Here is a 17,968-nt window from a genome sequence, read left to right as displayed (position 1 = left end):
GGGCAACCACTTTCCATATGTTAGACGCGTCTGTTACCGGGCCTCGAGGGCGGCTGCGAGCTGGAGAAGCAACAACTCAGATCCCATGCGGCCAATGAGCTGAATCCCCATCGGCAGGCCAGTGGCAGTTGCGTGCACCGGAATACTGATCGCCGGAAGTCCGCACACGTTCACCATGGAGGACCACGGCGCGTATTCGCACTGCCTTTTGTAGTCCTCATCGGCGTCGCCGGCCCACTCGCTTGGCCATGGCTCACCGCTATGTCCGCCGCCCGTGAACCAGCCGATCGGACGCGGTGTCTGCGCGAGAGTTGGCATGAGGATGACATCCCATTCCGCGTATTGCGCGATGGTGTCGTGCTCGAATTGCCGCAGGAAACCGAGTGCCTCGTTCACCTTGAAGGCGCTGCGTTGTTGGGCCCGACGCCGGAATGTCCGGGTCAGCGGGGTCAGCAGCGCTTCGCGCTGGGGTGCTATCCGGGCACTCCCGACGCCGGCAGTCCAGGCCGTGGTGAAAGCTTCGGGATAGCGGTTGTCGAAGCGGATTTCGGCTTCAGCAACGCTGTGGCCAGCCTTCTCGAGCAGTTCAGTGCCACGGGCCAACGCGTCCATGGCTTCCTGCTCGATCTCAAACGGATAGACACCTGCCCACGGGCTGTCCAGGCTCACGCCGATCTTGAGGGGCTCCGGCCCCCGGCCAACATGGGCAAGATAACCGCCGTCGGGCGCTTCACCCACGGGGACCAGCGCGTCCATCAGCAGTGCCGCGTCCGCAGCGGTCCGGGCGAGGGGTCCGGCGACCACCAACTTGGCAGAATCGCCGGCGCTCGCACCTGACGGCACCACGCCGCGCCCAGGCTTCAAGCCCACCAGTCCGCAGGCGCCGGCGGGAATCCGAATGGACCCGCCTCCGTCGGTTCCCGGCGCGAATGGAACCAGGCCAGCTGCCACGGCTGCCGCGCTGCCGCCTGACGAGCCGCCCGAGCTTCGCCCCAAGGCATGCGGGTTGCGCGACGGCGGTGCGATGCGGTTTTCGCTGTACGCCGTCAGTCCGAATTCTGGAACCTGCGTCTTGCCCAGCGAGATGACGCCTTGACCCTTCAGGGTTGCTGCGAGGGCGCCGTCCTCGGGCGCGGGTTTGTGCTCCAAGGCAGCGCTGCCGTGGGTCGTCTGTACCCCGGAGACGTCGGTGAGGTCCTTGAAGGCCGTGGGCATGCCGTGCAGGAGGGGCAGCTCATCGCGACGGCCATCGCGCACCCGTCGGGCGTGAAGCTGATCAGCGTTGTGCGCCTCGGCCATGGCGCGATCCGCAGTGACTGTGACAAACGCACCCAGTTGCTTGTTCCGGGATTCGATCGCCGAGAGAAAGTGGGCGGTTGCCTCCCGTGCGGAGAGGTCACCGGAAGCCAGGGCATTACGGAGCTCAACAGCGGTCAGTCGTGAAAGGTCGTGCAACGAAGGATCAACCAAGGAAACGCGACTCCAACCGTTCCTCCACAGCTACGGCATCCACACTTTCGCCGGCGCCGGCGGTGACCCGGAAGGCGGCCTTGTTCTTCACTTCGGACACCACCTCCACAAGTTCCGTTCCCCGGTAAACCAGCCCCACGCCGTCGTCCGTGCAGTGCGTCTCGCCGAGCGTCCCGTTGGCGACCAGCTTGTGGATCGCGGGTGCGCGGCGGGGTTCGGAGTCATAGTGGACGCCGCTGGCGTAGGGAAGGAAGCCGAGCGCGTTGGTGACGGGCTTGAGCTCGGGGCCGAACGAATCGGTGACGCCGCCTTGGTACCAGCAGATGGAACCGGCTGAGACGCCGGCAAGCACCACTCCGCCCTCCCATGCCTTGCGCAGGATCCGGTCCAGCCCGTGCGCACGCCACACGGCCAGGAGGTTCACCACCGAACCACCGTTGACCCACACCACATCCTGCTCCAGGAGGTGGGCTTCGGGGTCCTCAAGGTTGGGCATGGGGAAGAGGGTGAGGTGGCTGACGTCGAACCCCGCAATGCGCGCGGCCTGGTCCATTTCCGCTGCCCACCATCGCTGGTCACCGGATGCCGTGCCGATATGGGTTACGCGGGGCGCGCGGCCGCTCACCCCGGAGAGTTCCACGGCGTAGTGCATCAGGTGGTTGAACTCGATCCTGGTGCGTTCGCCCGGTTTGTAGCCACCGGATGTCGCCAAAATGGTGGGTTGCCCAGCAGCCATTGGGTACTCCTAACGGGCCAATATTCGGGGAGGGCTTGGGTCCCAGTCTTAGCGCCCGGACCTCGTGATGCAAGCGAACGTTTCAGCCGCACGCCGCGGCGACTAGGCTGGATGCTGGACTAATCGATGGGAAGGGACCGCTATGAGCGACTTCGATACCGTGCCTGTGGGCGATATGCCGGCCGACGCCAGCATCCTGGACGTCCGCGAAGACTACGAATGGGTGGCCGGGCACGCAGAAGGTGCAAGGCACATCCCCATGGACCAGCTGCCGGCACGCCTGGACGAGCTGGATCCCGACGACGACCTCTTTGTCATCTGCCGTACCGGTGGCCGTTCCTTCCGTGTGGTTCAGTGGCTGGTTGGTCAGGGGTACTCGGCAGTGAATGTGGCGGGTGGCATGGACATGTGGTTCGAGGCCGGGAAGCCGATGGTCTCGGACAACGGCCTCAAGCCGGTAGTTCTCTAACCCGCGCATATAACCAGCAAGGAATATTCGATGTCAGCGCTCACCTACACGTTCCTGGGCCCTGAGGGTACCTTCACCGAGGCCGCCCTCATGCAGGTTCCGGGTGCTGCTGACGCCAAGCGAATTCCCTGCACCAACGTCAATTCCGCCCTGGACCGCGTCCGGACCGGCGACGCTGATGCTGCCATGGTTCCCATCGAGAATTCGGTGGAGGGCGGGGTTACTGCGACGCTGGACGCAATCGCCACAGGCCAGGAGCTTCGGATTATCCGTGAGGCCCTTGTTCCCATTACCTTCGTGCTCGTGGCGAGGCCCGGCGTCGAACTTTCCGACATCAAGCGGATCTCGACCCACGGCCACGCGTGGGCGCAATGCCGCCTCTGGGTGGATGAACACCTTCCGGACGCGGACTACGTTCCCGGGTCCTCCACGGCTGCCTCCGCCATGGGCCTGCTCGAGGAGGATGCTCCTTATGAAGCGGCCATTTGTGCGCCGCTGATCGCTTCCGAGCAACCCGGCCTCAACATACTGGCCGAGAATATTGGCGACAACCCGGACGCCGTTACGCGGTTCATCCTGGTGAGCCGGCCCGGACCCTTGCCGGAGCGCACAGGTGCCGACAAAACCACCGTGGTAGTCCCGCTGCCTGAGGACCACCCCGGTGCGCTGATGGAGATCCTGGATCAGTTCGCCTCCCGCGGAGTGAACCTGAGCCGCATCGAATCACGCCCCACCGGACAGTACCTGGGCCACTATTTCTTCAGCATCGACGCCGATGGCCACGCCACCGATTCACGGGTGGCCGATGCCCTTGCCGGCCTCCATCGGATCAGCCCGGCAACCCGGTTCCTGGGCTCCTACGCACGGGCTGACAAGCAGCCGGCCGTGGTGGCCCCCCATACTTCGGACGCTGCTTTTGCCTCGGCGCACGCGTGGGTTGATTCGCTCCTGGCGGGCTCCTAGTCGCTGTCCACAGGGCATACCATTCCCCTTTCGCAGTCATACTTCTGTGCGTATGCTTGCCTGATCCATAAACGATGGATGAATGCCAAACGAAGGGAGCGGTCATGACTGTCCACAGCGATGACAAAGACGGCCAGGGCATGATCGTCAATCCCAAGCCGTCTACCGATAACAAAGATGACTGGGACGGCGACGATGCTGATAGGGCGGATCGTCTGCGTTTTGAAGAAGAGCAAGCCATGATCAAGGAGCAGTCCGAGGCGCGGGCTGCTGCCAAGGCCGCGGCTGAAGAGGCCGAAAGAAACACAGCCCAGCCCGAAAAGGGCGCCGTCTAAACGGTCTTGGCTTTCGGCACGCGCACCAGCAAGGACCCTGGTGCCACCTGGACGGTGACCGTTGTCGCTTCGCCCGAGGGGTCGCCGTCGAGCTGTGTTGCCATCGGTTCCTGACTGCGGATAGTGACTTTCCCGGAACGGTAGAAGCTCATCATCGGCAGGTTCGCGTTGTGCTTGAACAGGACCTTTGTGTACATGGCCAGCCAGCCGAAGGCGCTGCGCGGGCTCATCACCACGATGTCCAGCATGCCGTCGTCGATCATGGCCTGCGGGATGAAGTCAATACCGCCGGGTATCAATCCACAGTTGGCAAAAAGTACGCTGCGGATTTTACGCGCCTGTTCGGGCTGGTCATCCATGGTGATGGTGACCCGTTTGCGGCGGCCAGGCAGGTGGCGGACGCCGGCCTCGGTATACGCGAGCCAGCCGACGCTCTTTTTGAGGTTGTCCTTGGTGTCGCCAACAACCTCGGCATCCAAGCCCATGCCGGCGATAACCAGGAAGGTATGTTCGGCGGACTCACCGGTAATTTCGTTGTCGATCCCCATGGTGGCGGTATCGATGAAGCGCTGATGGCCGAACAGGGCGGTCTGGATGCAGCCACTGAGGTCCGTGACGTCCAGGTCCACGTTTCGTGCCAGCAGGTTTCCGGTGCCCAAAGGAATGAGGCCCATAGCCACATTCTTGTGCGCCAGCGACTCAGCCACTACGCGCACGGTACCGTCGCCACCGCACGCCAGAATGACGTCGGCTCCGTAGGCCAGCGCCTGGCGCGACTGCCCGTAACCGGGGTCCTCGGGGGTGGTTTCAAAGAATTTGGGTGCGTCCCATCCGGCGAGGTCACAGGCGTCGATAATGGCCTCACGGGCTACGGCCGCGTTGTTCTTTACGGGATTAAGGATGACGGCAACACGTTGGTCCCCGGGGCCGGGCTTGTGGGCGTCCTCCCGAACCGCGCTCCTGGTGTGCCGGGCTTTCAATCGGCGCACACCCCACCAACTGGAGACGGCAAACGCCACGCCCCCAGCGAGAATCACGTACAGGATCCAGTCGCTCATGGTGCTCCAACACTATCCTCCTGGGCACTCCTCTCTTTGCCTCGCTCCCGGGACGGCCGGCCTTCGCCCGCCACGGGCCGGAAATCCGCGGCAGATTCGATACTCTTGTCTGGTGATCGACGTAAAAGACCTCAGCGAAAATCCGGACAAGTTCCGTGCCAGCCAGCGCGCCCGTGGCGCCGACGAGTCCGTTGTGGACGCGATCATCTCCGCTGACTCCGATCGCCGCGCCGCGCTGATCCGCCATGAAACCCTCCGCGCAGAGCAGAACGCTTTCGGCAAGAAGGTGGCGCAGGCAAAGGGCGAGGAAAAGCAGGCCCTTTTGGCCGAGGTCAAGGAACTGGCCAACTCGGTCAAGGCCGCCGCTGCTGAAGCCTCTGTCGCTCAAGCGAAGCAGGAGGAACTGCTCCGCGTCATCCCCAACCTCGTTGTGGATGGTGTCCCTGAGGGCGGCGAGGACGACTTCGTTGTGGTCAAGACCGTGGGTACCCCCCGGGAATTCAACGATTTCGAACCGAAAGACCACCTGGAAATCGGCGAATTGATCGGCGCGATCGACATGGAGCGCGGTGCCAAGGTTTCCGGCTCGCGCTTCTATTTCCTTCGCGGCGTTGGTGCCCGCTTGGAAATGGCGCTGCTGCAGATGGCTATGGAGCAAGCCATCGATGCCGGTTTCGTCCCGATGATCACCCCCACTTTGGTTCGTCCCGAGACCATGCAGGGCACCGGTTTTGACGTAAAGCACGACGCCGAGATCTACCGTCTCGCTGAAGACGACCTTTACCTTGTGGGAACCTCGGAGGTGGCCCTCGCCGGCTACCACGCAGATGAGATCCTGGACCTCTCCGCGGGCCCCATCCGGTACGCCGGCCAGAGCTCCTGCTACCGCCGCGAGGCCGGTTCGCACGGCAAGGACACCCGTGGCATCATCCGCGTGCACCAGTTCAACAAGGTGGAGATGTTCATTTACACCACCGTTGAAGAGGCCGCTGCCGAACACGAGCGACTGCTGGCCTGGGAAGAGGAAATGCTGGCCAAGTGCGAGCTTCCCTACCGCGTAATCGACACCGCAGCAGGAGACCTCGGCATGTCCGCGGCCCGCAAGTTCGACTGCGAAGCCTGGGTCCCCACGCAGAACGCGTACCGCGAGCTCACTTCGACGTCCAACTGCACCACGTTCCAGGCGCGCCGCCTCAACATCCGCGAACGGGTGATCAATGAGGAAGGCGTTGCCAAGGGCACGCGTGCTGTTGCGACTCTGAACGGCACCCTGGCCACCACGCGCTGGATCGTTGCCATCCTTGAGCACCACCAGAACCCGGACGGCTCCGTCAACGTTCCCAAGGCGCTTCAGAAGTACCTTGGCGGGCTTGAGGTTCTGCCGGTTATCTAGCGTGGCTTGCGGGCAAGGGCGATCAGTTCGCCTTGCCCGCTGCCCACGTCCTCGCCGGCCCAGCCGCCCAGAATGTGGTCCACCTCGAAGCCCGCGAGGTTCAGGTCGTGGCGCAGTTGGTCTTCGGTGCGGAACGCCAGGACCGAGATCCCTTTTTCACCGCTGCTCCCGTTAAAGACACGGTGCTCGGTCAAGGTAACCAGCCCGTCGATTTCCGGAGTGCTTTCGAGCCAGGTTTCCACGGTGGATCCGTCGGAAAGAGTGTGCGTGCGTCGCGTCGTCGCCGGATTCCAGCTTTCCCATGCCCTGGCGGCCGGGTCGCGGGTATCGAACGCCAATCGCCCGCCGGGTGCCAGCGCGCGGTTGACGTCGGCAAGCGTTCGGTGCCAGTCGCCGTCGTCGTTTATTGCTTGAGCCACATGTGCCGTCATGATGGCCACGTCGAATTTGATCTCTTGCGGGATCGCCGCTGACGTACCGTCGATCCACGTCACGTCCACAGCACCGTGCTTCCCACGAGCGGCCGCAAGGGAGGGGGCGTTTGGGTCGATGCCAACAACGGTGTGACCATCAGCGGCAACCGCAATGGTCATTCGACCCGTGCCGCAGCCCAGATCCAGCACGCGACTGGACGGCCGCTCATTGACGAACGCGAGGAAAAAGTCGTCATCCGCGGACCATTGATTCCCGGCGTCATAGAGCGCTGCCAGCTGGGATCCAGTCATTCGTGAGGGCACCCGATTACCCTACAGTTCCGGGCAGCGTTCAGCGGGAAATTCTGCGGGAAATGGGCACAAAAAAGGAAGGGAATTATCCCTTCCATATTCAATTTATAACGCACAGGGGGCTTGCGGCAAGGCCCCCTGCATGCCGAACAATTGATCCACGAACCCCATCGCCCACGGAAAAGGGAGTCGCGCCATGCCCGAAACCAGCCCGCTGAAAACCAGCGCATTCGCTCTGCCGGAGCACCTTGCCCGCAAAGCGGAGCCGAAGCTGATCGGCAGCGATGAGCAGCACTTCGAAGCCATCGCCGCGAGTCTCGCCGAATCAATCGCGGAGTTGTCCAACCGTCTTGATGCCACTCGAAAGCAGCCGGGCGGCCGGGGTCAGGCGGCCTTGGATCGGGACCAGGAGATCCACCGAATCACGGCGCGTCTGCGGGCTCTCCGCCGCTTCGGCCTGGACCTTTGCTTGGGGCGGATGGTTGGCGCGGACAGTCCGGATCCCGTGTACGTTGGCCGGCTGGGGCTCAATGACAGCCAAGGGCGAAGGCTCCTGGTCGACTGGCGTTCACCTGCCGCCGAGCCCTTCTTTGGAGCAACCCACGCGAACCCGATGGGTCTGGCGAGTCGTCGCCGGTACCGCTGGACCCGGGGCCGGATCAGCGACTATTGGGACGAAGTGTTCACCGCCGACGGGTTGCAAAACAACGCTGCGCTGGATGACCAGTCTGCGTTCATCGCCAGCCTTGGCAGCAGCCGCTCGGCTCGAATGCGGGATGTGCTCGGGACCATTCAAGCGGACCAGGACCGGATCATCCGGGCGGGCTCACGGGGTGCTTTGGTGGTCGACGGCGGCCCGGGTACGGGAAAGACTGTCGTCGCCTTGCACCGGCCCGCCTACCTGCTCTACTCGGACCCCCGCCTGAGCCATCGGGGCAGCCACCGAAAGAGCGACGTCCTGTTCGTCGGCCCGCACCAGCCCTACCTCGCCTACGTCGCGGATGTTCTTCCCAGCCTTGGGGTGGAGGGTGTGCAGACCTGCACATTGAGTGACCTTGTCCCCGAAGGCGCCACGGCCGGCGTCGAAAGTAATCCCGACGTGGCACGGCTCAAGTCGTCCGTGGACATGGTCAAAGCGATTGAGCGTGCCGTGAAGTTCTACGAGGAGGTGCCCGCCAAGGGTATGGAGGTCGAGACCCCCTACGCCGAGGTCTGGCTCAGCAGCGAGGACTGGGCGGAGGCCTTCGACGCAGCAGAACCAGGAACCCCGCACAACGAAGCCCGCGATGACGTGTGGGAGGCGCTGCTGGAAATCCTCATGGACAAGCTGGCAGGACAGGATGTTCCGGAGAGCTTGCTCCGCAAGGCGTTCACGCACAACGCTGAGCTGCACACGAATTTCAACCGGGCGTGGCCGCTGCTCGATTATAAAGGGCTGGTGGCCGACCTGTGGCGTGTGCCGGCGTACCTGCGCCTGTGTGCACCATGGCTGCAGCCTGATGAAACAGCCACGCTTCAGCGTGAATACCCCGAGGCATGGACGGCGGAGGACCTGCCGCTCCTGGACGCAGCCCGGCAACGGCTCGGCGACCCGGAAGCCTCGCAGCGAAGGAGAAGCCAGGAGGCAACGCTGGCGGCTGAACGGGAGCTCATGGATCGGGTGGTGGATGACTTGATAGCCGCTGACGACTCCGAAAACATGGAGATGTACATGCTGCGTGGCGATGACATGCGGGAGAAGCTGGTGGACCTTGACGCCCTGCCCACACCGGATCCAGATGTCCTGGCAGGACCGTTCGCGCACATCGTTGTGGATGAGGCACAGGAACTGACGGACGCCGAGTGGCGGATGCTGCTCCTTCGCTGCCCGTCGCGAAGCTTCACGGTGGTGGGCGACCGCGCCCAGGCCAGGCACGGTTTCAGCGAGTCATGGGAGGAACGCCTGGAACGCGTGGGTTTGGGCAACGTGACGCTGGCCAGCCTGGGCATCAACTACCGCACGCCCGCAGAGGTCATGGCGGAAGCGGAGCCGGTCATCAGGGCAGCCCTCCCGGACGCCAACGTACCCACGTCGGTCCGCAGCAGCGGCATTCCTGTGGTCCACGGAACAACGCAGGAGCTCAGCTCCATCCTGGAGACCTGGCTCGCTAAAAGCCCGGAGGGCACGGCCTGTGTCATCAGCCGGCGGGACGCCATGGCAACCAAGGCGACATTGGACCGCGTCAGCTGGCTCACCCCGGAGTTGTCCAAGGGCCTGGAGTTCGACCTCGTGGTCCTGCTGGACCCTGAGGAATTCGGGGATGGCTTCGAAGGTGCCGGTATGGAAGGCGCCGTGGACCGCTATGTCGCCATGACCCGGGCCACCCAGCAACTTGTCATTCTCCGGAGCGGCGGGCAACCATCCACATGACGACTGTTCACCGTCAGTTAATCCCCCGCTGTGGCGCCGGTCCTAGTTCAGCGTCGGAGGTGTCTGCTCTACTGTAAGCATGACTATTTTGACTGATACTCCAGTTGCTGGCATCGATGACCAGCCAAATAACAACAACAACCTCATGATCGCCTTGGATGTTGACGGCACGCTTGTTGACCACGACGGCCACATGTCACCGGGCGTTCGCTCCGCTGCCCAGGCGGTGGTTGCCAGCGGACACGACGTCATGATCGCTACCGGCCGTTCACTCAATGCGACGCTCCCGATCATCGAGCAGATCGGCCTTGAGCGAGGCTACGCAGTCTGCTGCAATGGCGGTGTGACTCTTCGCCTGGATCCCGCATTGGAGACCGGGTACGAGATCATCCACAAGGCCACTTTCGATCCCGCTCCAGCCCTGCGGGCCTTGCGCGAGCGGCTGCCCAATGCCAAGTACGCGCTGGAGGACGAGGACGGAAACTTCCTCTCCACCGAGCGCTTCCAGGACGCCAGCTTTGGTGTGGAGTCCATCGGTGTCGATTTCCAGACCATGTTGGATGCTACCGCCGTCCGCGTGGTCGTCTTCAGCAGCGAGAACACCTCGGATGAATTCAATGAGGCCATCAAGCACATCGGCCTGTCCGGCGTGACCTACTCGGTGGGCTGGACGGCATGGCTGGACATTGCCGCTGAGGGAGTCACCAAGGCCAGCGCCCTGGAGGCCCTGCGCCGGAAGCTTGGCACGGAACGCGCCAACACGGTGGCAGTAGGCGATGGCCGCAATGACATCGAGATGCTCACGTGGGCGGGCCGCGGTGTCGCCATGGGCCAAGCTCCGGACGAGGTACTCGCCGTTGCGGATGAGGTCACCGCGTCAGTGCTCGACGACGGCGCGGCGCAGGTCTTGCGCAGCCTGCTGTAACAGTCGCTGGCCTCAGCGGGATTTGTCGCGGAGCTACCTAGACTGGGGCTGTGTTCTACGAAGAGTGTCCGGCACCGCCCGGGCTGCAGCCGTTCGTCACCCAGCTGTGGTTCGTCCGCGCACAGCCGCAGGCCCGTTACGAGAAGATCCTCCCTGGGCCATCGGCACATCTGATTCTGAACCTGTCGGGTCCGTATCGCCTGATCAGCCCGCCGGAAAACGGCACATCAGGAATCACGCCGCCCGGATCCAACGCAACAGAAGTCTCCACCGGCTTCTACGCGGGTCTGCAACGCAGCTACGTCATCAGTGAGAACCCTGACCAGATCTTCAACGTGGGTGCCCGCCTTACTCCCTACGGCCTCGCAGCGTTCACCAGCCAGCCGCCGTCGGACTTCCAGAACCGGGTGGTGGACGCCGAAAGCATCTTCCCCGGCTTTTCGGAACTCCGCTCGCAACTCATCAGCGCCGACCCAAGGCAGGCATTCGCCGCCCTGGGAGCCTTCCTGCAGGAGCGGCTCCGCCCGGGTTACCGGGCAGATCCCAGGACGGTGCAAGTCGTGGAAACTCTTGCCAAGCAGGACGTCGAAATCAGCGTGCTGGCGGCAGGACTGGGCATCAGCACCTCCACTGTGGAGCGAATCATGATGCGGGACTGCGGGACCACGGCCAAGGCTTACTCGGACGTGTGCCGGTTCAACAGGTTGGTAAGCCAGGCGGCCGCGCTGCCCACAGGCGCGGTACCGGGCAGTGAACTCCTGCACTTGGCCGATTTCTACGACCAGCCGCATTTGATCAGGTCGTTCCGCCGCTTCAGTGGTTTCACGCCGTCCGAGTACCTGCAGGTTGTGCAGAGTTATGGTGCGGAGTACGCCACCTTCGTTCCCCTGGAGGAAGTGGCCGGATAACCTGCGGGGTTTTTACAAGACCACGGCCGTATCCGGGCGTACTGTCCAGTCAGGAACTGCCAGGTACTGAGAGGACACCCATGGACATCCAGATCAATTGGCTGGCGGTGCTGTTGGCCGCGTTGGCGACGTTCGTAGTGGGCGGGCTCTGGTATTCACTGCTGTTCGCCAAACCCTGGCAGAAGGCGGCCGGGGTGACGGATGAGCAGCTGAAGTCGGGAACGGCCAGGGTCTTTGTGGTTTCGTTCCTTCTTGCAGTGGTGATGGCCATTTTCCTGGCAGCGTTCATAGGACGCACGGGTTTCGCGTTCGGGACCTTCGCCGGTCTTGCCGCCGGGCTGGGGTGGGTGGCAACAGCCCTGGGTGTGAACTACCTGTTCGAGCGCCGCAGCTTGACGCTGTTTGCCATCAATGGCAGCTACAACGTGGTCACTTTCACGGCGATGGGCGCCATCATCGGCGCGATGCAGGGCTAAAGCCCCGCAGCATCACCTACTTGAACACTGTCTGGATCGGCCCTCCGCCGGCCGACTCAACGATGGCCTGAGCCACCACCCGCAGCTTGACGTTGCGGTTGCTGGAGGCCCTTTTGATAAGTTCGATGGCCTCCTCCTGGGTGCAGCGGTTCTGGGCGATGATGATTCCGGTGGCAACGTCGATCACGGTCCGTGATTCCATAGCAGCCCGCAGATTGGCGGCGGTTTGGCTGTGCTGGGCAATCAGGACCGCCAGGCGCATACCCTTGGACGCCTGTTCAACGTAATCGTTGGCCCGCTGCACGGCGGCTTGGTCGAAGGTATTGGGGCGGTCTGAATACAGATTGAGGCCAGCCATGGATGCGTTGTCCGGGAGCGGGAAAGGAACAGCCAACACGGTACGGAGCCCATGGCCTGTGATGGCCTCGTTGTAGTCCGGCCACGTGTTGTCTTTTTCAAAGTCGGGGATGTGGACCTGGGTGCCTTCGCGGCAGGCATGGAGGCAAGGGCCGTCCGGGTAGGCGTATTGGACCTCGTCCAATTGCCGTGCACGTTCGCTGCTGCTCGCGACGGTGCCGGCTGTGCGGTGGCGCATCAGCGTGATTCCGCAATAAACCTCTGAGTCAGGGCTGCTGAACATGGTGGCGGAGTGGCGGGCCAGCTCTTCAAGAAACGCTTCGACATCCGGAGTGCTGAGCAGCAGGTCCTGAATATCGGACAGCACCGTAGTCGGCTCTGCGAGCTGAGGGTCTTCCATAGGGATCTCCGATCCGGGTGGACGTGGCTACCTTTTGAGCCTAACCCGGTTGTATGCCAATAGTAAGTGTGCTTTCCTTTTGATGGAGTCTTGCCGTGGGCTCACCCTTTCCAGCTGGTCCGAGGATTGAAGCCCCATGCGACAAATCCCGTCCTTTGACGCCCCACCACGGCCCTCCGCCGTAGTGCCCGGCGCCTACATTCGCCATAGCTCCCAGGACAGCCTGATTCTGGAGCACCTTAATCTCGCGAAGTCGATCGCCGCCCGGTATTCCGCCCATACGCACGACCTCGACGACGTCAGGCAGGTTGCGTACATGGGGCTCATTAAGGCCTCCCGCGGCTACGACGAGTCAAAGGGTGCCAGTTTCCCTGCTTACGCGGCGCCCACTATCGCAGGTGAGGTCAAAAGATACCTTCGTGATCACTGCTGGGTAGTACGCCCGCCACGGACCATCCAGGACGTTAGGCGCCAAGTGCTGGCGCGGACCGAAGAGCTGACGCAGACTCTCCAGCGGACTCCGACGCCGGACGAAGTTGCGGCAGACTTGCGGCTGGATCCCGGCCAGGTTCGTGAAGCCCTGATGGCTGGAACCAGCAAGCGGCCCGACTCCCTCGACGCCCCGGCATCCGAGGGGCGTGATGGCCTTCAGGGCACTCTTTCGACCCTTGGGTGCCCAACTGACCGGCTTGAGGATGTGTTGGCACTACGAAATTCCATCCGGGAATTGAGCGCAGAGGACAGGCACCTGCTCTATCGGCGCTACTATCGCGAGGAAACGCAGTCCACCATCGCGGGAGCCCTCGGGATGTCGCAAATGCAGGTCTCACGCAGGCTCTCGAGAATCCTCGAGGATCTCCAGGCCCGGTTGCTGGACGGGATGGGTGCCGGAGAGGGCCGGGATTCCTCCCCGGCGCTCGAACCTCGGTGACGGCGTTAGTCCACGGACAAGACAACCGTAAGGATCCGGCGCAGGCTCATGGCCACTGACGCAGGTGCGTTGACAGGGGACTGATTTGCAGCGGCCTCGGCCACGGCATCGCTGAGGGCGGTGATGCCGTCCTTGGCCTCTGCCAAGCGGCTGGCCAATTCGCCGGATTCCGCATCCCGCCAGTGATCAATGACGGCCGCAACAGCACTCAGGGACTCGGCCAGATTGCCCACCACGGCATCGGGGACGACTGTCCCGGCGCCTTCCTCCCAGATGGCGCTCGCAAGGACGTCGGTGATGTCCTGGACGTGGAACGTGAGCCGTTCAAGCGTCCGTAGTTCAGCCAAATCGCCCGGAAGGCGGGTGGCTCGACGGCGGGACCTGGGGTTCGCTTTGGCGCTCAGCTCAGCCTGGTGCACCGCAGTCCGCACGGCTGCGGCCGTGAGGGACAGCTCGTCGCTTCGGCTGGCCCATGCCTCGTGGTTGGGCGGCCACGACTCCTGCATTGCCTTGGCCATGTCCTTGAGTTGGCGGGACAACGCGCCTTGGTGGCCGGCGATTGCGGGGTCGATGTCGTCGAGGTGCAAAGGCGGGAAAACCAGCCAGTTCACGGCGAAGCCCACGGCAACGCCCAGTGCCATCTGGAGGACGTACGCAAAGGAGAAGCCTTCGGCGTTTGAGTCTCCCAACACCAGCACGAACAGGGCTGCCATGGGAATCCATTCGGACGCAGTGCCCAGCCGGGGAAGACCACCGATCAGCACGCCAAGTCCCACCACCAAAGCAACAGCCAGGGCCGTTGGTGCTGCCACAGTGGTGATGGCAAAAGCCATGCCGATGCCCAGGACCAGTCCCACCAGGCTTTGCAGCCCATGCTTGGCGGAGTCCGCCACGGTGGGGTGCATGCTGACCAAGGCTCCCAGCGGGGCGTAGTACGGATAGGCGGCCGCGGACCCTGGCATGAAGGGTGCGAGGTACCAGGCGAGTCCGGCTGCAACGGCTGTTTTGGCCGCGAAGAGGAGGCGGTGGCGGGTGACGGTTTTTCGAAGCGCGGGGATCAGCCGTCGCCTGTTGGGCAGTTGGCTCATCACCCCAACGTTCGCAGGTATGGGCCCGGCTGTCGAGCGAATGGGCCTGAACGTGAGCGGGGACATCATTTAGCTCGCCTGGGTGATTAGATCCCCGGCAAGCGGGTACACACCCATTGATAGTAACGATACTTACTATCGCGGCTGCTGTCCGCAGCCTGCCAACTGTGGAAAGAGAGCGACAATGACTGAGAGCCAATCTCCGCAGGACGGAAGCTTCGCAACGCCAAGGGGTGGGGCCCACACCGGGACCCAACCCTTCACCGGAAGCTACCTGGACTCGCCGGACGTTGAAACTGAAACGTCGGGAATTACCACCACCGGCGCAGCGACCGGTCCTGCTGATTCCGAAACCGTCGAGACCGCCAAGCAAGAAGCCGCAGGAGTTGCCGGTGCCGTTGGCGACGCCGCCAGCGGTGTCGTGGACACTGCCAGGTCTGAGGCTGGTCACGTGGCCCACGAGGTCAAGGTGAACGCCCGCCAGCTGCTCACTCAAACCAAAGGCGAGCTGTCCGATCAAGCCCAAGCCCAGCAGCAAAGGGTTGCCGAGGGTTTGCGGTCAATCTCTGACGAGCTGTCCACGATGGCCAACTCAACGGAGGACGGCGGCGTCGCAACGGACTTGGTCCAGCAGGCCGCCCAGCGTTCTTCATCGGTTGCCCAGTGGCTTGAGGGCCGGGATCCCGGCTCGCTGCTGGACGAAGTCAAGGGCTTCGCCCGCCGCAAGCCGGGAACATTCCTGTTGCTCGCTGCCGGTGCCGGTGTCCTTGCAGGACGTCTGGGGCGGGGCATGGCAGGGAACGCATCCGATGCCGGATCCGCAGGTTCAGCTGATACCGCACGGACGCCTCACACCACCTACAACCCCAGCGCCGGAGGCGCGGTAACTCCTCCGGCCGTGGACCTCCCGGGACCGGCGGTCACCACTGCCGGATACGGTGCGGCCGCCACCACCGGATACGATGCCGGCACGACCGGCGGCTACGAAGGATCCACGCTCCCTTACCGGGATGCCGGGGCCGGTGGAATGAAAGCCCAGGGCGACCCGCTAACAGGACCGCTTGATCCGGACGACCCCCAGTACGGAGCGCACCGATGAGCAGTCACGCCAATCTGCCACCCACAGAGGCCCATGTGAAGGCGGAAACCCTTCCCCTCGGCGAGCTGTTGGGCGACCTGACGCGGGACGTTTCAACGTTGATGCGCCAGGAAGTGGAGCTGGCCAAGGTGGAACTCAAGGAGTCCGCCACCAAAGCAGGCAAGGGCGCAGGAATGCTGGGCGGAGCGGCTTACGCCGGCCACATCACGGTGTTGTTCCTGTCCATCGCCCTTTGGTGGGCCTTGGGCCAGCTTGTTGGCCTTGGGTGGTCCGCCGTCATTGTTGCGGTCATCTGGGGAATCATCGCTGCGGTCCTGGCCACGCTGGGCCGCAAGGAACTGAACACCATCAAGGGCATGCCCCGGACCGCTGAGACGGTCAAGGAAATACCCCCGGCTTTGAAACCGAACACTGAGGAGTCACGATGACGCAGAACCCGGACGCCCTGCGCGCCGACATCGAAGAAACACGCCGGCGGCTGAGCACCAATGTTGATGCGGTGGCTGACAAGGTCACTCCGTCGCACATCGTCAACCGCCGTGTGGACAAGGTCAAGACTGCGGTCTTCGGCGCCCGCGATGGCGCCAGCGATGCTGCTGGTAACGCCGCGCACAGGGCTGGTGAGGCCGTTTCCGGCGTCGCGGGCAATGTTTCAGGCGCCGTTTCGGATCTTGGCGATGCACCCCCGGTGTTGACCCGCAAGGCCCAGGGCAGCCCGGTTGCCGCAGGTCTCATCGCCTTTGGCGCAGGGTTGCTGGTGGCCTCCCTGTTCCCGGCCTCAGAGAAGGAACGGGAAGCTGCCCAAGCAGTTAAGGAAGCAGCGCAGCCGCTGACTGATGAGCTGAGCCACGCTGCCCAGGAAGTTGCCGAGCACCTGCGCGAGCCCGCGCAGGATGCGATGCAGAACGTCAAGGACAGCGCCACGGAAGCGGCAGCCAACGTCAAGGACGAGGGCCAGTCAGCAGCCGCCGATGTCCAGGACCGCGCGCAGACGGCCAAGGACAACGTCAGCAACCAGTAGTCCCGCTGACCCAACTGAGTCGCAGCAGATGCCCTTTTGAGCCCTCAAAACGGCGTTAACTGCGACTCAGTTGGGCGGGTACTCGCCCTTTATCAGGAAGAAGGAGCCGCGGATTACCCCGGCCAGCTTGGATTTCTGCCGGGCAAACTTGAACTTAGCTTCCAGCTCAGCGGGGACATCCATTCCGTCGGCCAGCTTCAAGCCGACAGCTCTTTTCCCGTCGTCGAGGCTGTACATCACGTTGATGGACAGCCCTGATTCGTAGAACACGTAAGCCATGTGCAGGTCGTCAACCTGGAAGGCGGTGGCTTCCAGTGGACGGGACTCAATCACGATGTCGCGTTCTTCCCGAAGGATCCGGCTCACTCGCTCCACCACCGCGGGGACTTCTTCTGCCGGGCTCACCGTGAAGACGTGCTTGTACTTGTTCCGGAAATAGCGGGCTTCGTTGGCGCGCAGTCCTGCGGCAGCCTCGGCCACGGGGGACGATTCCAATCCGACGGTCGAGACGGTTTCGAAGTCAACGGTGTACGGCATAAGCCCTCCTGGTGGGGTGCGGTCAGGCGCGGAAATGATTCAGCGCACTTCGAGGATCAACTGCAGGAGACGCGCTGCGGCCGGACGGGCGGCGTGTTCCTCCGCCCACTGCGCACGTGCCAACGCCTTGCTGACGGCTTGGGTGGTGATGCCGAGCTCCTGCGCCACCGTCTTTTGCTGGCCCCGGACACCGGGTGTGAGCAGGTCGAGTACGCGCCATTCCGCCGCGCTGCGGTGCTGCACGATGTGCCCTAGGAGGCGCAGCACAGCCTCTGCTTCGGACGCCAAAGCCGTGAGGGGTCCGTCCACTGCTACGGGGATACGCTCTTTTCCGTTCCGCAACCGGTCAACAGCCCTTCGCGCATACACCAAGCCGTGGCCCGAGGCATCCTTGACCAGGTTGGGCAGCGGCTCATTGATGGGTCCCACGCCGATGCCCACGTACCACTGGCTGGACCGGAGGGCGATCAACGCAGTCTCCACGGCCTGGTGGCCGGACTCCACGATTCCCTGCACCTCATCCTCAACGGAGCGGTCAAAGTCGAGCCGGGCAGGAATGTGCCGCAGGTCCTTGAGCAGCTGCGGCACAAGATCGCCGTCGCGGCGACTGTCGCGTTGGTTGATGGTGAGAGTGAACATAGTGGATCACATGCTACCGGCTGGTAGA

Annotated in this window: 20 protein-coding genes; 12 read left to right on the top strand and 8 right to left on the bottom strand. The window is 63.4% G+C overall.

Annotated features, from left to right (window positions below; genetic code table 11):
- Window positions 1–33: 33 nt before the first annotated feature.
- Together GVL04_RS04255 and GVL04_RS04250 are read right to left on the bottom strand one after the other, a co-directional pair.
- The gene (locus tag GVL04_RS04255; protein ID WP_159700074.1) at window positions 34–1,470 is read right to left on the bottom strand and encodes an amidase; all 1,437 of its coding nucleotides are present in this window, start codon (window positions 1,468–1,470) and stop codon (window positions 34–36) included.
- The gene (locus tag GVL04_RS04250) at window positions 1,463–2,206 is read right to left on the bottom strand and encodes a peptidase E (RefSeq protein ID WP_159700071.1); all 744 of its coding nucleotides are present in this window, start codon (window positions 2,204–2,206) and stop codon (window positions 1,463–1,465) included. The genes GVL04_RS04255 and GVL04_RS04250 overlap by 8 nt, the downstream gene beginning before the upstream one ends.
- 142 nt (window positions 2,207–2,348) lie before the next feature.
- Between GVL04_RS04250 and GVL04_RS04245 the strand changes: the two genes are divergently transcribed.
- The 3 genes from GVL04_RS04245 to GVL04_RS04235 all read left to right on the top strand — a co-directional run bounded on the left by GVL04_RS04245 (window position 2,349) and on the right by GVL04_RS04235 (window position 3,973).
- Entirely contained in the window at window positions 2,349–2,675 is a 327-nt protein-coding gene (locus GVL04_RS04245) for a rhodanese-like domain-containing protein (protein ID WP_159700068.1), read from the top strand.
- A gap of 30 nt (window positions 2,676–2,705) precedes the next feature.
- Window positions 2,706–3,638 (top strand): prephenate dehydratase, encoded by a 933-nt coding sequence (pheA, locus tag GVL04_RS04240; protein ID WP_159700065.1) that lies wholly within the window; start codon window positions 2,706–2,708, stop codon window positions 3,636–3,638.
- 104 nt (window positions 3,639–3,742) lie between these two features.
- Window positions 3,743–3,973: a hypothetical protein gene (locus GVL04_RS04235; protein ID WP_159700062.1), complete on the top strand. Its 231-nt coding sequence runs from the start codon at window positions 3,743–3,745 to the stop codon at window positions 3,971–3,973.
- Here GVL04_RS04235 and GVL04_RS04230 read toward each other — a convergent pair.
- Window positions 3,970–5,031 carry a diacylglycerol kinase family protein gene (locus GVL04_RS04230; RefSeq protein ID WP_159700059.1) on the bottom strand — a complete coding sequence of 354 codons (1,062 nt, stop codon included), beginning with the start codon at window positions 5,029–5,031 and terminating at the stop codon, window positions 3,970–3,972. The two genes, GVL04_RS04235 and GVL04_RS04230, sit on opposite strands and share 4 nt — an antisense overlap.
- Before the next feature lie 112 nt (window positions 5,032–5,143).
- Between GVL04_RS04230 and serS the strand changes: the two genes are divergently transcribed.
- Window positions 5,144–6,424, top strand: a complete 1,281-nt coding sequence (gene serS, locus GVL04_RS04225) for a serine--tRNA ligase (RefSeq protein ID WP_159700056.1) — start codon at window positions 5,144–5,146, stop codon at window positions 6,422–6,424.
- On the opposite strand, the gene GVL04_RS04220 is transcribed toward serS, so the two are convergent.
- Complete coding sequence (locus GVL04_RS04220) at window positions 6,421–7,149, bottom strand: class I SAM-dependent methyltransferase (RefSeq protein WP_235036152.1); 729 nt, start codon at window positions 7,147–7,149, stop codon at window positions 6,421–6,423. The genes serS and GVL04_RS04220 overlap by 4 nt on opposite strands.
- A gap of 196 nt (window positions 7,150–7,345) precedes the next feature.
- Here GVL04_RS04220 and helR point away from each other — a divergent pair, with 196 nt between their 5' ends.
- The 4 genes from helR to GVL04_RS04200 all read left to right on the top strand — a co-directional run bounded on the left by helR (window position 7,346) and on the right by GVL04_RS04200 (window position 11,868).
- Window positions 7,346–9,559: an RNA polymerase recycling motor ATPase HelR gene (gene helR, locus GVL04_RS04215; RefSeq protein ID WP_159700050.1), complete on the top strand. Its 2,214-nt coding sequence runs from the start codon at window positions 7,346–7,348 to the stop codon at window positions 9,557–9,559.
- A 79-nt stretch (window positions 9,560–9,638) separates the two neighbouring features.
- The gene (locus GVL04_RS04210; protein WP_159700047.1) at window positions 9,639–10,484 is read left to right on the top strand and encodes an HAD family hydrolase; all 846 of its coding nucleotides are present in this window, start codon (window positions 9,639–9,641) and stop codon (window positions 10,482–10,484) included.
- Window positions 10,485–10,534: 50 nt separating this feature from the next.
- Window positions 10,535–11,392 (top strand): AraC family transcriptional regulator, encoded by an 858-nt coding sequence (locus GVL04_RS04205; protein WP_159700044.1) that lies wholly within the window; start codon window positions 10,535–10,537, stop codon window positions 11,390–11,392.
- An 80-nt stretch (window positions 11,393–11,472) separates the two neighbouring features.
- Window positions 11,473–11,868 (top strand): DUF1761 domain-containing protein, encoded by a 396-nt coding sequence (locus GVL04_RS04200; RefSeq protein WP_159700041.1) that lies wholly within the window; start codon window positions 11,473–11,475, stop codon window positions 11,866–11,868.
- Between the two features lie 16 nt (window positions 11,869–11,884).
- On the opposite strand, the gene GVL04_RS04195 is transcribed toward GVL04_RS04200, so the two are convergent.
- Complete coding sequence (locus tag GVL04_RS04195; protein ID WP_159700038.1) at window positions 11,885–12,625, bottom strand: GAF and ANTAR domain-containing protein; 741 nt, start codon at window positions 12,623–12,625, stop codon at window positions 11,885–11,887.
- A gap of 136 nt (window positions 12,626–12,761) precedes the next feature.
- Between GVL04_RS04195 and GVL04_RS04190 the strand changes: the two genes are divergently transcribed.
- Complete coding sequence (locus GVL04_RS04190) at window positions 12,762–13,556, top strand: sigma-70 family RNA polymerase sigma factor (RefSeq protein WP_159700035.1); 795 nt, start codon at window positions 12,762–12,764, stop codon at window positions 13,554–13,556.
- 5 nt (window positions 13,557–13,561) lie between these two features.
- Here the strand turns inward: GVL04_RS04190 and GVL04_RS04185 are convergent, their stop codons facing one another.
- Complete coding sequence (locus tag GVL04_RS04185) at window positions 13,562–14,644, bottom strand: aromatic acid exporter family protein (protein WP_235036151.1); 1,083 nt, start codon at window positions 14,642–14,644, stop codon at window positions 13,562–13,564.
- Between the two features lie 184 nt (window positions 14,645–14,828).
- Between GVL04_RS04185 and GVL04_RS04180 the strand changes: the two genes are divergently transcribed.
- From GVL04_RS04180 to GVL04_RS04170, 3 genes are read left to right on the top strand one after another with little or no spacing between them, the layout of a single operon-like run.
- Entirely contained in the window at window positions 14,829–15,743 is a 915-nt protein-coding gene (locus GVL04_RS04180) for a hypothetical protein (RefSeq protein ID WP_200846741.1), read from the top strand.
- Entirely contained in the window at window positions 15,740–16,171 is a 432-nt protein-coding gene (locus tag GVL04_RS04175; RefSeq protein ID WP_159700029.1) for a phage holin family protein, read from the top strand. The genes GVL04_RS04180 and GVL04_RS04175 overlap by 4 nt, the downstream gene beginning before the upstream one ends.
- Window positions 16,168–16,764: a DUF3618 domain-containing protein gene (locus GVL04_RS04170; protein WP_159700026.1), complete on the top strand. Its 597-nt coding sequence runs from the start codon at window positions 16,168–16,170 to the stop codon at window positions 16,762–16,764. Before GVL04_RS04175 ends, GVL04_RS04170 begins: the two co-directional genes overlap by 4 nt.
- Before the next feature lie 66 nt (window positions 16,765–16,830).
- Here GVL04_RS04170 and GVL04_RS04165 read toward each other — a convergent pair whose 3' ends face one another.
- Both GVL04_RS04165 and GVL04_RS04160 read right to left on the bottom strand, forming a co-directional pair.
- Window positions 16,831–17,301 carry a phage tail protein gene (locus GVL04_RS04165; protein ID WP_159700023.1) on the bottom strand — a complete coding sequence of 157 codons (471 nt, stop codon included), beginning with the start codon at window positions 17,299–17,301 and terminating at the stop codon, window positions 16,831–16,833.
- A 39-nt stretch (window positions 17,302–17,340) separates the two neighbouring features.
- On the bottom strand, window positions 17,341–17,940 hold the full coding sequence (locus GVL04_RS04160) for a hypothetical protein (RefSeq protein WP_159700020.1): 600 nt from the start codon (window positions 17,938–17,940) through the stop codon (window positions 17,341–17,343).
- Between the last annotated feature and the right edge of the window lie 28 nt (window positions 17,941–17,968).

It is taken from the genome of Arthrobacter sp. 18067 (assembly GCF_902706295.1).
Lineage (GTDB): Bacteria > Actinomycetota > Actinomycetes > Actinomycetales > Micrococcaceae > Arthrobacter.
This window is presented reverse-complemented; position numbering and strand designations above follow the sequence as displayed.

What these genes read in the sequence shown, in the direction of transcription:
- GVL04_RS04250 (WP_159700071.1), bottom strand. Translation starts at nt 2,206, where the DNA reads ATGGCTGCTGGGCAACCCACCATTTTGGCGACATCCGGTGGCTACAAA.
- GVL04_RS04245 (WP_159700068.1), top strand. Translation starts at nt 2,349, where the DNA reads ATGAGCGACTTCGATACCGTGCCTGTGGGCGATATGCCGGCCGACGCC.
- pheA (WP_159700065.1), top strand. Translation starts at nt 2,706, where the DNA reads ATGTCAGCGCTCACCTACACGTTCCTGGGCCCTGAGGGTACCTTCACC.
- GVL04_RS04235 (WP_159700062.1), top strand. Translation starts at nt 3,743, where the DNA reads ATGACTGTCCACAGCGATGACAAAGACGGCCAGGGCATGATCGTCAAT.
- GVL04_RS04230 (WP_159700059.1), bottom strand. Translation starts at nt 5,031, where the DNA reads ATGAGCGACTGGATCCTGTACGTGATTCTCGCTGGGGGCGTGGCGTTT.
- GVL04_RS04220 (WP_235036152.1), bottom strand. Translation starts at nt 7,149, where the DNA reads ATGACTGGATCCCAGCTGGCAGCGCTCTATGACGCCGGGAATCAATGG.
- helR (WP_159700050.1), top strand. Translation starts at nt 7,346, where the DNA reads ATGCCCGAAACCAGCCCGCTGAAAACCAGCGCATTCGCTCTGCCGGAG.
- GVL04_RS04210 (WP_159700047.1), top strand. Translation starts at nt 9,639, where the DNA reads ATGACTATTTTGACTGATACTCCAGTTGCTGGCATCGATGACCAGCCA.
- GVL04_RS04200 (WP_159700041.1), top strand. Translation starts at nt 11,473, where the DNA reads ATGGACATCCAGATCAATTGGCTGGCGGTGCTGTTGGCCGCGTTGGCG.
- GVL04_RS04195 (WP_159700038.1), bottom strand. Translation starts at nt 12,625, where the DNA reads ATGGAAGACCCTCAGCTCGCAGAGCCGACTACGGTGCTGTCCGATATT.
- GVL04_RS04190 (WP_159700035.1), top strand. Translation starts at nt 12,762, where the DNA reads ATGCGACAAATCCCGTCCTTTGACGCCCCACCACGGCCCTCCGCCGTA.
- GVL04_RS04185 (WP_235036151.1), bottom strand. Translation starts at nt 14,644, where the DNA reads ATGAGCCAACTGCCCAACAGGCGACGGCTGATCCCCGCGCTTCGAAAA.
- GVL04_RS04180 (WP_200846741.1), top strand. Translation starts at nt 14,829, where the DNA reads ATGACTGAGAGCCAATCTCCGCAGGACGGAAGCTTCGCAACGCCAAGG.
- GVL04_RS04175 (WP_159700029.1), top strand. Translation starts at nt 15,740, where the DNA reads ATGAGCAGTCACGCCAATCTGCCACCCACAGAGGCCCATGTGAAGGCG.
- GVL04_RS04170 (WP_159700026.1), top strand. Translation starts at nt 16,168, where the DNA reads ATGACGCAGAACCCGGACGCCCTGCGCGCCGACATCGAAGAAACACGC.
- GVL04_RS04165 (WP_159700023.1), bottom strand. Translation starts at nt 17,301, where the DNA reads ATGCCGTACACCGTTGACTTCGAAACCGTCTCGACCGTCGGATTGGAA.
- GVL04_RS04160 (WP_159700020.1), bottom strand. Translation starts at nt 17,940, where the DNA reads ATGTTCACTCTCACCATCAACCAACGCGACAGTCGCCGCGACGGCGAT.